Source organism: Pseudomonas sp. 273, from assembly GCF_029201425.1.
GTDB lineage: Bacteria > Pseudomonadota > Gammaproteobacteria > Pseudomonadales > Pseudomonadaceae > Pseudomonas > Pseudomonas delhiensis.
Window position 1 is genome coordinate 6257562 of sequence record NZ_CP116775.1, and the last position, 12255, is coordinate 6269816.

Here is a 12255-nt window from a genome sequence, read left to right on the forward strand (position 1 = left end):
CCTGGCGCAAGGAGCAGCCAATGGACGAACCGACGCAGAGCCCCATCGCCATTTATCAGGCGGATGACAGCGGCCAGACCACCGAAGTTCGTCTGGAAGGCGAAAGCGCCTGGCTGACTCAGAGGCAGATGGCAGAGCTGTTCGCCACGACGCCGGAAAACGTGCTGATGCACCTGAGGAACATCTACCGGGAAGGCGAGTTGCAGGAAGAGACAACTACTAAGGATTTCTTAGTAGTTCGCGAGGAAGGCCGGCGAAAGGTGCAGCGCCGGCTCAAGCATTACCACCTCGACGCCATCATCTCCGTCGGCTACCGCGTCAACTCCCGGCAAGGCACACGCTTCCGCATCTGGGCCAACCAGGTGCTCAAGGACTACCTGGTTCAGGGTTACGCACTCAACGAGCAACGCCTGAAAGCCCAGCAGGCACGGGTTCGCGAACTGGAACGGACGCTGTTCCACGACCAGGCCAGCCTGCCCGAGGCGCGGGGCCTGGTGAGCGTCATCGCCGGCTATGCGCGCACCTTGGTAGCCACTTCAAACACGACGACGAACCGAAGATCAACCACAATGCCCTGGCTGCCATCGCACTGCTCGTGGCGCAGAGCATGAACCTCATCCGCAACTGACCCGTGCCCACATGACGACCGCCTTCCAATCCGCCTGGTGGCTCCCCGGCCCGCATCTGCAGACGCTCTACGGCTCGCTGCTGCGCAAGGCGCCGGTGCTGCAGCGCGAGCGCGAGCGGCTGTGGCTGGAGGATGGCGACTTCCTCGACCTCGACTGGCATGGCCCGCACAACGCCCGCACGCCGCTGGTGCTGGCCGTCCACGGGCTGACCGGTTCTTCCGACTCGCACTACATCCGCGGCCTGCAGTTCGCCCTGCAGGCCCGCGGCTGGGCCAGCGTGGCGCTGAACTGGCGCGGTTGCTCGGGCGAGCCCAACCTGCTGCCGCGCGGCTACCACTCGGGCATCAGCGAGGACCTGGCGGCGGTCATCGAGCACCTGCGGCGCATGCGCCCGCTGGCGCCGCTGTACGCGGTGGGCTATTCGCTGGGCGGCAACGTGCTGCTCAAGTACCTTGGCGAGCGCGGTGGCGACAGCCCGCTGCGCGGCGCCGTGGCGGTGTCGGTGCCGTTCCGCCTGGACCGCTGCGCCGACCGCATCGGTATCGGTTTCTCGCGCATCTACCAGGCGCACTTCATGCGCGAACTGGTGGCCTACGTGCGCAACAAGCAGCAGAGCTTCGCCGAGCGCGGCGCCCAGGAGCACCTGGCGGCCCTGGAGCGCCTGGGCCCGCTGGACGGCATGCGCACCTTCTGGGATTTCGACGGCCGCGTCACCGCGCCGCTGCACGGCTTCGCCGACGCCCACGACTACTACAAGCGCGCCTCCAGCCGCTTCTACCTGGGCGGCATCCATACCCCGACGCTGGTCATCCACTCCAGCGACGACCCCTTCATCGACGCCGGCAGCATCCCGCCGGCGGACGAACTCTCGGCCAGCACCCAGTTGGAGCTGCACGAGCACGGCGGCCATGTGGGCTTCATCGGCGGCACGCCGGGACGACCGGACTACTATCTGGAAAGGCGCATCCCCGACTGGCTGCTGGCCCTGCACGGCAGCGCCGGCTGACGCGGGCTTGACCGGGATCAGCATCGGCCGGCCAGCGATGGTCCAGGCTGGAGGCGCCAAAGGGCAAGGAGGGGAAGCCATGAGCGAAGCGACCATCCGGATTCACCGCGTCACCTCACTGGACGACGCCCAGTGCGTTGGCATAGCGGCGCTCTACCGCACCGTCGGCTGGGGCCACCCGAACGACGCGGACGAATTGCGCGATCTCTGCGAATCTTCCGGCTACGTGCTGCTGGCCAGCGAGGGCGAGCAGGTGGTCGGCCTGCTCCGCGCCGAGCCGGAGAACGCCCAGACCACCTGGCTGGCCGAGCTGGCGGTGCTGCCCGCTCACCAGGGCCGTGGCATCGGCACTTCGCTGATGCAGCGCTTCATCGCCGACCATCCCGGCGCGCGCCTTTATACCGACGCGACCGATGGCGTCGAGGATTTCTTCCTCCGCCATGGCCTGGAACTGCGCCAGCCGCTGGTGCCTGGGCCGCGCAAAGATTGATACCGGCGGGGCCGATTCGGCTTTTCGTAGGATGGGTATTGCTTCGCTCAACCCATCCTACGACGGTGCTCTTCTCTGCCATGTAGGAGCGAGCTTGCTCGCGAACGGGCGTCTGCCGGTTGCTTCGGTGCGAAGCTGAGTTCCTTTCCCTCTCCCCAGCCCTCTCCCTGAAGGGAGAGGGGGCTTGTCCGTGCCGAGACAAGGCAAGGTTTCAGCCGGAAGCCTTCGGTGTTGCCGGCTGACTACGGGACCTCCAACCCTGCCCAACGGTCCCCTCTCCCTTCAGGGAGAGGGTTAGGGAGAGGGCGCTCTTGGGCGAACACCAAACACTCACCGGCAGACGCCCGTTCGCGAGCAAGCTCGCTCCTACGAAAAGCCAAACGTAGGACGCAGTCCGCGATCATCCCTGTGGATAACTCACACGCCCTGCGAAGAACTTTCCGTCAACGGCACGTACAGCCTTTCGGCGATCCGCTCCACCGCCGCCTGCGAATCCTCGGCGATGTGCCCGCTCTCCAGCGCCAGCACCTGGTAGATGCCGCGCCGCAGCAGCTCCTCGCTGAGGTCGCCGGTGACCTGGTGGGTGGTGCAGAGGAAGCGTACCCAGGAGGTGAGGATGATCCAGGCGTTGAGGGTCAGGGCCTCCAGCTGGATCTCGTCCATCCGCAGGATGCCGGCCTCGACGAAGCCGCGGTAGATGGCCTTGGCGTTCACCAGCGCGCGCCGGGCGAAGGCGCGGTAGGCCGCGGCCAGCTCCGCGTCGCTTTCCAGCAGGTGCTCCAGGTCCCGGTGCAGGAAGCGGTAGCGCCACATGGCCGCCAGCAGCGCCTCCAGGTAGAAGGTCTTGTCCTCGATGGTCAGCGCGCGGCCGTCGGGCAGGCGCAGGAAGTCGTCCACCCGCGCCTCGTACTCGGCGAACAGCTCGGCGATGATCGCCTGCTTGTTGCGGAAGTGGTAGTACAGGTTGCCCGGGGAAATCCCCAGGTGCGCGGCGATGTGGTTGGTGGTGACGCTGCGCTCGCCCTGGGCGTTGAACAGCGCCAGGCTCTCCTGGACGATGCGGTCGCGGGTCTTGATGCGTGGGGCCATGCGCGGGCTCGGAATCACTTTTCTACGGCAAGGGGCAAAGGTACACGGATTGCTACGTACGGTGCAGCCGGCGTAACACTCCGGGCGCTCGCCCAGCTTTTCGTTGGGTGGGCCGCGCGGCGTTGGCGCGGCATGCTATTTGACACTTTAGAGTAATTGCTCTAAAAATCCAGCGACAAGCACAACGCGAAGCGCCCCCCACCCGGAGCGCTTCCCCCAGCCGGTCCGCCGAGGAGCCCGCCATGGTCGCCGACATCGCCTACCTGCAGCAGACACAGCAGGACATCAACCAGCTTCAGAGCCTGTTCGAGCGCCAGCGCCAGGCCTACCGCGCCAACCCGCTGCCCAGCGCCGGCCAGCGCCAGCAATGGCTCAGGAGCCTGGCCGACCTGCTGGTGCGCGAGCAGCAGCCGATCATCGACGCCATTTCCCGCGACTTCAGCAACCGCTCCGCCGACGAGACCCGCCTGGCCGAGATCATGCCCAGCCTGCACGGCGTGCACTACGCGCGCAAACGCGTGGCGCGCTGGATGAAGCCCTCGCGGCGCAGCGTCGGCATGCAGTTCATGCCGGCCTCGGCCCGCGTGGAGTACCAGCCGCTGGGCGTGGCCGGGGTGATAGTGCCGTGGAACTACCCGCTGTTCCTCGCCATCGGCCCGCTGACCGCGGCCCTGGCCGCCGGCAACCGGGTGATGATCAAGATGAGCGAGTCCACCCCGGCCACCGCCCAGGTGCTCAAGGAGCTGCTGGCCAAGGTCTTCCCCGAGGACCTGGTGGCCGTGGTCCAGGGCGAGGTGGACGTCGGCGTGGCCTTCTCCAAGCTGCCCTTCGACCACCTGCTGTTCACCGGCGCCACCAGCGTCGGCAAGCACGTGATGCGCGCCGCGGCGGAGAACCTCACCCCGGTCACCCTGGAGCTGGGCGGCAAGTCGCCGGCGCTGGTCTCGGAGAACGTGCCGATCAAGGACGCCGCCGAACGCATCGCCTTCGGCAAGTCGCTCAACGCCGGGCAGACCTGCGTGGCGCCGGACTACGTGCTGGTGCCGCAGCAGCGCGTCGAGGAATTCGTCAGCGCCTACCGCGAGGTGGTGCAAGGCTTCTTCCCCAGCGTGGAGAACAACCCGGACTACACTGCCATCATCAACGAACGCCAACTGGCCCGTCTCAACGGCTACCTGAGCGACGCCGAGGCCAAGGGCGCGCAGGTCATCCGCCTGCTGCCGGAAGCCAGCGGGCGGCGCCTGCCCCAGGCGCTGCTGCTGAACGTCGACGACGACATGAAGGTGATGCAGGACGAAATCTTCGGCCCGCTGCTGCCGATCATCCCCTACCAGCGCCTGGACGAGGCCCTGGCCTACATCAACGACCGGCCGCGGCCGCTGGCGCTGTACTACTTTGGTTACGACAAGCGCGAGCAGGACCACGTGCTGGCGCAGACCCACTCCGGCGGCGTATGCCTGAACGACACCCTGCTGCACGTCGCCCAGGACGACATGCCCTTCGGCGGCGTCGGCCCCTCGGGCATGGGCCACTACCACGGCCACGAAGGCTTCCTCACCTTCAGCAAGGCCAAGGCGGTGTTCAGCAAGCCGCGCTTCAACGCCGCCCGGGTGATCTACCCGCCCTACGGCAAGTCGCTGCAGAAACTGGTCTACAAGCTGTTCATCCGCTGAGACCGCGTACTCCACCCAGGTGAAACAACAAGAATGACAGACACCTCCCTGAGCGCGCCGGGACTCTCCCGGCGCGGCGTGCTCAAGATCGGCCTGCTCGGCGGCGCCTTCCTGGCCACGGCCGGCGTCACCGCCACCCTCAGCGGCTGCTCGGCCAGCACCCCGGCCAGCGGCATGAAGGTCATCCGCGAATCCGACCTGCCCTTCCTGCGCGCCCTGATCCCGGTGATGCTGGCTGGCGCCGTGCCGGCCGAGCGCATGGCCGAGGCGGTGCAGGGCACCCTCGCGGGCCTGGACCACACCCTCGACCACCTCTCGCAGGAGATGCTCAAGCTCACCGTGCAGCTGTTCGACGTGCTGGCCCTGCCGGTCACCCGCGGCCCGCTCACCGGCGTCTGGGGCAGCTGGGAGAAGGCCAGCGCGGACGACGTGCGGCATTTCCTGGAGCGCTGGCAGAACAGCGCCATCGGCCTGCTGAAGATGGGCCACAGCTCGCTGCTGCAGCTGGTGATGATGGCCTGGTACGGGCGCCCGGAATCCTGGGCGCACTGCGGCTACCCCGGGCCGCCGAAGGTCTGAGCCCCGCCACTCCCATAACAAGAATTCCCGAGAGTACCCCTGATGCCCGTACCCGATCTGTTCGCCGAAGGCCTGGCCCGCGGCTGGAAAGTCCACGACGGCTCGCGCCTGGACAACGACCTGACACTGGAAACCGACGTGGTCGTCATCGGCTCCGGCGCTGGCGGCGGCACCACCGCGGAAATCCTCAGCGGCGCCGGCTACAAGGTGCTGCTGGTGGAGGAAGGCCCGCTCAAGACCAGCTCCGACTTCAAGCTGCAGGAGCCGGAGGCCTACTCCAGCCTGTACCAGGAAGGCGTCGGGCGGATGAGCAAGGACGGGGCCATCACCATCCTCCAGGGCCGCGCCGTGGGCGGCACCACCCTGGTCAACTGGACCTCCAGCTTCCGCACCCCGGACGCTACCCTGGAACACTGGGCCAAGGAGCATGGCGTCAAGGGCCACAGCCCGGCGGAGATGGCGCCCTGGTTCGCCAGGATGGAAGAGCGCCTGGGCGTGGCGCCCTGGATCATGCCGCCGAACTTCAACAACGATGTGATCCGCCTGGGCTGCGAGAAGCTCGGCTATCACTGGAAGGTCATCCCGCGCAACGTGCGCGGCTGCTGGAACCTCGGCTACTGCGGGATGGGCTGCCCGACCAACGCCAAGCAGTCGATGCTGGTCACCACCATCCCGGCCACCCTCGACAGGGGCGGCGAACTGCTGTTCCTGGCCCGCGCCAACCGCCTGCTGCTGGACGGCGACAAGGTCGGCGGCCTGGAATGCCTGGCCATGGACGCCCGCTGCGTGGCGCCCACCGGCCGCAAGGTCACCGTCAAGGCGCGCCACTACGTGCTCGCCGGCGGCGGCATCAACAGCCCGGCGGTGTTGCTGCGCTCCAAGGCCCCGGACCCCAACGGCCGCGTCGGCCAGCGCACCTTCCTGCACGTGGTGAACTTCAGCGCCGCGCTGTTCGAGCAGGTGGTCAACCCCTTCTACGGCGCGCCGCAGTCGATCTACTCCGACCACTTCCAGTGGGACGACGGCGCCACCGGGCGCATGTCCTACAAGCTCGAAGTGCCGCCGCTGCAACCGGCGCTGGCCGCCACCCTGCTGGGCAGCTTCGGCGTGGAGAACGCCCTGCGCATGGAGCAGCTGCCGCACACCAACATGATCCTCGCCCTGATGCGCGACGGCTTCCACCCGGACAGCGCGGTGGGCAGCGTGAGCCTGCGCGGCGACGACACCCCGGTGCTCGACTACCACATGACCGACTACACCTGGGACGGCATCCGCCGCGCCTTCCACACCATGGCCGAGGTGCAGTTCGCCGCCGGCGCCCGCGAAGTGCTGCCGCTGCACACCGACGCCGGCTACGTGAAGACCCCGGCCGAGGCCCGCGCGCTGATCGACGGCCTGAGCCTGGAGCTGTACCGCACCCGCCTGGGCAGCGCCCACGTGATGGGCGGCTGCGCCATGGGCGAGGACCCGAAGCAGTCGGTGTGCGACAGCCTCGGCCGCCACCACCAGCTGGAGAACCTGTCGATCCACGACGGCTCGCTGTTCCCCACCAGCATCGGCGCCAACCCGCAGCTGTCGGTCTACGGCCTCACCGCGCAACTGGCCAGCGGCCTCGCCGAACGCCTCGGCAAGGCCTGAGCCCCGCTCCCGGCGCGAAGGCTCTGCCACGGGCCTTGCGCGCCGGCCGGCGGCATTCGCCGGGAAAAATCAGGTAGTCCGCGCCGGCGGGCACTACCAAGGTCGCTTGGCCCATCCGGGCTGCTGCGTTACCATCCAGCCCCGCCAATGCCCACGCCTGCCCCTTGAACCACCAGGACGCTGCGATGAACCGAGTGCTGTACCCGGGTACCTTCGACCCCATCACCAAAGGCCATGCCGACCTGGTCGAGCGGGCCTCGCGCCTGTTCGACCAGGTGATCATCGCCGTCGCCGCCAGCCCCAAGAAGAACCCCCTGTTCCCCCTGGAACAACGGGTCGAACTGGCGCGCCAGGTCACCTCGCACCTGCCCAACGTCGAAGTCGTCGGCTTCTCCACCCTGCTCGCGCACTTCGTCAAGGAGCAGAACGCCAACATCCTGCTGCGCGGCCTGCGCGCGGTATCGGACTTCGAGTACGAGTTCCAGCTGGCCAACATGAACCGCCAGCTCGCCCCGGACGTGGAGAGCATGTTCCTCACCCCCTCGGAGAAGTACTCGTACATCTCCTCGACCCTGGTCCGCGAAATAGCCGCCCTGGGCGGCGACATCACCAAATTCGTGCACCCGGCGGTATCCGCCGCCCTGGCCGAGCGCTTCAAGCGCTGATCCAGCGCCTGCGCGCCGCCAGGGAAGGCGGCAATTGATCCGGCCGGCGTGCAACGCGCACGCCAATGCGGCAAAATTGCAGCAATTCCCTTGCTGACAGCCTGGCCACGCGCCAAGGCCGGAGTTTTTCGATGTCCCTGAAAATCACCGACGACTGCATCAACTGCGACGTCTGCGAACCCGAGTGCCCGAACGGCGCCATCTCCCAGGGCGAGGAGATCTACGTGATCGACCCCAACCTGTGCACCGAGTGCGTCGGCCACTACGACGAGCCGCAGTGCCAGCAGGTCTGCCCGGTGGACTGCATCCCCCTCGACGACGCCCATGTCGAGAGCAAGGACGAACTGATGCAGAAGTACCTCAAGCTCACCGGCAAGGCCTGACCCCGGCGGCTTGACAGGCCGATCGCCGGCTTCCCACAGCGCACTCGGCAACCGCGAAGCAGCGGGATTGTCTATCCTCCCAATTCGCTCCCGTGGTTTTTCCCGGACGCCGGTCCGGGGCCGCCCGACGATTCGTGAGATGCCATGTCCCTGCTGAACCGCTGTTTCCATTCCCTCGCCCTCTCCTGCGGCCTGCTGCTGCTCGGCGCCGCCAGCGTCCACGCCGCCAGCCAGCCGGTGGCCCAGGCCACCGTGGCCAGCGCCCACCCGGCGGCCACCGTGGCCGGCCTGGAAACCCTCGCCGGCGGCGGCAACGCCTTCGACGCCGCGGTGGCCATCGCCGCCGCGCTGGCGGTGGCGGAGCCCTACAGTTCGGGCCTGGGCGGTGGCGGCTTCTTCCTCCTGCGCCAGGCCGGACCGACGCCCAGCTACCGCTTCATCGACGCCCGCGAGCGCGCGCCGCTGGCCGCCAGCGCGCAGATGTACGTGCGCAACGGCAAGGTGCAACCGGAACTGTCGCTGAACGGCCCCCTGGCCGCCGCCATCCCCGGCCTGCCCGCGGCCCTGGTGGAAATCACCAGCCGCTTCGGCCGCAAGCCGCTGGCCGACAACCTGGTGCCGGCGATCCGCCTGGCCACCGACGGCGTCTCCGTCGACCGCATCTACATCACCCGCGCCGCCGGCCGCCTGGAGGCCATGCGCAAGGACCGCGAGACCTCGCGCATCTTCCTGCAGCAGGGCAACCTGCCCGAGGAATGGGACCTGCTGCGCCAGCCGGAGCTGGCCGACACCCTGTCGCGCCTGGCGCGCTACGGCCGCAGCGGCTTCTACGAAGGCGAGACGGCGGACAAGCTGGTGCAGGGCGTGCGCGCCGCCGGCGGCATCTGGAGCCTGGAAGACCTGCGCAGCTACCAGGTGGTGGAGCGCCAGCCGCTGCGCTACCCGCTGGGCGAAGGCCGCGAGCTGGTCAGCGCGCCGCCGCCCTCGGCCGGCGGCGTGGCCATCGCCCAGAGCCTGGGCATGCTGGCCCAGCTGCCCTGGCAGAAGGCCGAGCCGATCCAGCGCGTGCACTACGTGGCCGAAGTCCTGCGCCGCGCCTACCACGACCGCAGCATGCTCGGCGACCCCGACCGCATCGCCAACCCGGTGCAGCAACTGCTGGCCCCCGACTACCTCAAGCGCCTGGCCGCCGGCATCGACCCGCGCCGCGCCACCCCCAGCGCCACCCTGCCGCCGGCGCCGAGCTGGCGCGAAGGCGACCACACCACGCACTTCGTGGTGATCGACGAACAGGGCAACGCGGTGGCCGCCACCCTCTCGGTCAACCTGCCGTTCGGCGCCGCCTTCACCGCGCCCGGCACCGGCGTGCTGCTCAATGACGAAATGGACGACTTCGCCGCCGACATCCAGGGCAGCAACGCCTATGGCCTGGCCGGCAGCGCGGCCAATGCCATCGCCCCCGGCAAGCGCCCGCTGTCGAGCATGAGCCCGAGCTTCATCGAGAGCCCCGGGGAACTGGCGGCCTTCGGCACCCCGGGCGGCAGCCGCATCCCCAGCATGGTGCTGCTGGCCATGCTGCAGTACCTGGACGGCCGCTCGGTGCAGAACTGGGTGGGCGCGCCGCGCTACCACAACCAGTACCTGCCCGACGTGCTGGAGCACGAGCCGCGCACCTTCACCGATGCGCAGAAGGCCGAGCTGGCCGGCCGTGGCTACAGCCTCAAGGAAGTCGCGCCGTCCTACGGCAACCAGCAGGTGCTGCTGTGGCGCAAGAAGACCGGGAACGTGGACGCCGCCAGCGACCCGCGCGGCATCGGCCTGGCCGCCGGGACCACGGTACACTACTGAGTCAGGGCACCGGCAGCGGCGACGCCTCGTCGGCGGCGCGCTCGGGCAGGGCGCCGTCCAGGCCCTGCTCGACGCGCAGCTGCAGCACGTTGCGCAGGCTCTGCACGATACGGCTGGCGTAACCCAGGTCGTTCATCAGCGAGCTGGTCTGGGCGCCGTCCAGTTCATGGCGGCGCACCGCGGCGAACAGGTGGTTGCGGAAGGCGCCGTCGAACTGCGCGGCCTGCTCGTCGAACAGCGCCAGGCGCGCGGCCCAGGCGCCTTCCGGTAGCTGGCGGGGGTCCAGGGCGCCGATGGCGCGTACCTCGCGCAGCGCGCCCAGCAGGTGGCGGCGCAGTTCCAGGTAGCAGTCCCGCGCCACCGAAGGCTCGCCCTGCAGGGCCACGCCCAGGTTCTTCTGCAGGTGCTTGGCGTCCTTCACCGCGTCCACCAGTTGCAGCGCCGCCACCTGGCAGGCCATCCAGAAATGCTGGTGGGCCTCGTCCAGCGGCGTCTCCAGGCGCCCCATGAAGCTCAGCAGGTCGCCGTACACGCCCTTGATGTGCTGCTGGTAGAGCGCCTGGGCGTCCATGGCGAAGCGCTCCGGCCCCGCCTGCAGGGCGGCCTCGTCCACCTTCGGCTGGTTGAGCAGGTCCACCGGCAGGTAGAGCGCGTGGCAGATCACCTCGATGCTCAGGCGCCCCAGGTGCTGCAGCTCCTGGGTCACCGCGCTGGCGGCGGCGTCCGCCGAGTCCAGGGCGCGCTCGCTGAGGTAGCGCGCATGGGTGCGCTCCGGCAGTGGCGCCGCCGTCGCCGGGGCCAGGTCGGTGATCAGCACCGAAGGCTCCTCCACGTCCGGCAGCCAGCGGATCAGCCACTGCGCCAGGCACGTCTGCAGCGGCCAGAACAGCAACACTCCCATGCCGTTGAACAGGGTATGGAACAGCGCCAGCTGGATCAGCAGGTTGTCGCCCAGGCCGACCTGGGCGGTCAGCCAGCGCACCAGCCAGGTCAACGGCGCCAGCAGGGCGAAGGCGAGTACCCCGCTGACCAGGTTGAACAGCACGTGGGCCAGGGCCAGGCGCTGGCCGTTGCGGTTGCCGCCCAGGGAGCCGACGAAGGCGGTGGTGACGCTGCTGCCGACGTTGGAGCCGATGGCGATGGCCAGGCTCTGGCCCAGCTCCAGCTGGCCGCCGGCCAGGGCCGCCAGGGTCAGCATCAGGGTGGCATGGCTGGACTGCAGCACCACGGTGATCAGCGTGCCGATGCCGACGAACAGCAAGGCCCCCAGCACGCCTTCGGCCTGCAGGCCGGTCATGTCCAGGGCGTCGCCAAAGCTGGAGAAGCCGTCCTTGATCTGGTCGATGCCCAGGAAGATGAAGGCGATGCCCATGAGGATGCGCCCGGCGGCCTTGCTCTTCGGCCCGTTGAAGCCGGCCAGCACGCCGAACACCAGCAGCGGCAGGGCCAGGGGGCTGAGGCTCAGGTTCTGCCCGGCCAGGGCCAGCAGCCAGATGCCGCTGGTGGCGCCGAGGTTGGCGCCGAAGAGGATGGCGATGCCGCTGGCCAGCTGGATCAGCCCGGTGCTGATGAAGGCGATGGTGAGCAGCGAGACCAGGGTGCTGGACTGCAGCACGAAGGTGCCGCACAGGCCGAACAGCAGGCTCTTGGACGGTGTCGAGGTGCTGCGTTCGAGCCACAGCTCCAACTGGCTGCCGGCCAGGTCGCGCAGGCCCTCCTCCAGGCACTGCATGCCGAACAGGAACAGCGCCAGGCCGGCGCCCAGCTGCAGCAGCCCGGCGCTGGACCAGAAGGCGTAGCCGAGCACGCCCGCCGCCAGCAGCAGGAGCAGCGGGCGCAGGTGCTTCTTCAATTCGCTACGGGCCATGACCCCCTCGGGAAGGGCGCGCCGGCATCACCGGCGCGGCAGGGTCAGTCCTGCTTGTAGCCGCTTTCGGTGCAGCCCAGGCAGCGCACGAAGGTGGCCTTGCCCGGGTCCACCACCAGGGCCTGGCCGGCTTCCTTGACGTTGCCGCCCAGGGCGGTGAACGGCAGGCTGACGATGAAGGCCGCGGTGCCGATCACGGTGGCGCCCAGCAGCAGCGGGCGGGCGATGATCAGGTCGCCGAGCATCTTGTAGAACGGCGGCGAGTTGGTGCTGTAGATCGGGTCCCCGCTGGAGGTGTTGCTGATCGCGTCGGAGGCCTGGGCGGGAACGGCCGACAGGCCGAGGGTCAGGGCCAGAACGACGGCCAGGGCGCGGAACAGGTTCATGG

At 68.8% G+C, this 12255-nt stretch carries 12 protein-coding genes; 9 read left to right on the forward strand and 3 right to left on the reverse strand.

Annotated features, from left to right (window positions below; genetic code table 11):
- Positions 1-20: 20 nt before the first annotated feature.
- The 3 genes from rhuM to PKO50_RS28725 all read left to right on the forward strand — a co-directional run bounded on the left by rhuM (position 21) and on the right by PKO50_RS28725 (position 2125).
- The gene (gene rhuM / locus PKO50_RS28715; protein WP_275627919.1) at positions 21-611 is read left to right on the forward strand and encodes a RhuM family protein; all 591 of its coding nucleotides are present in this window, start codon (positions 21-23) and stop codon (positions 609-611) included.
- Positions 612-639: 28 nt separating this feature from the next.
- Positions 640-1635, forward strand: a complete 996-nt coding sequence (locus PKO50_RS28720) for a hydrolase (RefSeq protein ID WP_275627920.1) — start codon at positions 640-642, stop codon at positions 1633-1635.
- Positions 1636-1714: 79 nt separating this feature from the next.
- Positions 1715-2125, forward strand: a complete 411-nt coding sequence (locus PKO50_RS28725; protein ID WP_275627921.1) for a GNAT family N-acetyltransferase — start codon at positions 1715-1717, stop codon at positions 2123-2125.
- 417 nt (positions 2126-2542) lie between these two features.
- On the opposite strand, the gene PKO50_RS28730 is transcribed toward PKO50_RS28725, so the two are convergent.
- On the reverse strand, positions 2543-3214 hold the full coding sequence (locus tag PKO50_RS28730; RefSeq protein ID WP_275627922.1) for a TetR/AcrR family transcriptional regulator: 672 nt from the start codon (positions 3212-3214) through the stop codon (positions 2543-2545).
- Between the two features lie 242 nt (positions 3215-3456).
- On the opposite strand from PKO50_RS28730, the gene PKO50_RS28735 reads away from it, so the two are divergent.
- The 6 genes from PKO50_RS28735 (at position 3457) to ggt (ending at position 10000) form a co-directional block, all read left to right on the forward strand.
- Positions 3457-4887: a coniferyl aldehyde dehydrogenase gene (locus PKO50_RS28735; protein ID WP_109935092.1), complete on the forward strand. Its 1431-nt coding sequence runs from the start codon at positions 3457-3459 to the stop codon at positions 4885-4887.
- Between the two features lie 33 nt (positions 4888-4920).
- On the forward strand, positions 4921-5466 hold the full coding sequence (locus tag PKO50_RS28740; RefSeq protein WP_275627923.1) for a twin-arginine translocation pathway signal protein: 546 nt from the start codon (positions 4921-4923) through the stop codon (positions 5464-5466).
- A gap of 42 nt (positions 5467-5508) precedes the next feature.
- Entirely contained in the window at positions 5509-7104 is a 1596-nt protein-coding gene (locus tag PKO50_RS28745) for a GMC family oxidoreductase (RefSeq protein ID WP_275627924.1), read from the forward strand.
- A gap of 185 nt (positions 7105-7289) precedes the next feature.
- Entirely contained in the window at positions 7290-7769 is a 480-nt protein-coding gene (gene coaD, locus PKO50_RS28750) for a pantetheine-phosphate adenylyltransferase (protein WP_109935089.1), read from the forward strand.
- A gap of 131 nt (positions 7770-7900) precedes the next feature.
- The gene (locus tag PKO50_RS28755; RefSeq protein ID WP_089390982.1) at positions 7901-8152 is read left to right on the forward strand and encodes a YfhL family 4Fe-4S dicluster ferredoxin; all 252 of its coding nucleotides are present in this window, start codon (positions 7901-7903) and stop codon (positions 8150-8152) included.
- A gap of 144 nt (positions 8153-8296) precedes the next feature.
- On the forward strand, positions 8297-10000 hold the full coding sequence (gene ggt / locus PKO50_RS28760) for a gamma-glutamyltransferase (RefSeq protein ID WP_275627925.1): 1704 nt from the start codon (positions 8297-8299) through the stop codon (positions 9998-10000).
- 1 nt (position 10001) lies between these two features.
- On the opposite strand, the gene PKO50_RS28765 is transcribed toward ggt, so the two are convergent.
- Both PKO50_RS28765 and PKO50_RS28770 read right to left on the reverse strand, forming a co-directional pair.
- The gene (locus PKO50_RS28765) at positions 10002-11867 is read right to left on the reverse strand and encodes a Na/Pi symporter (protein ID WP_275627926.1); all 1866 of its coding nucleotides are present in this window, start codon (positions 11865-11867) and stop codon (positions 10002-10004) included.
- A gap of 44 nt (positions 11868-11911) precedes the next feature.
- Complete coding sequence (locus PKO50_RS28770; protein WP_089390985.1) at positions 11912-12253, reverse strand: multidrug transporter; 342 nt, start codon at positions 12251-12253, stop codon at positions 11912-11914.
- Positions 12254-12255 lie beyond the last annotated feature (2 nt).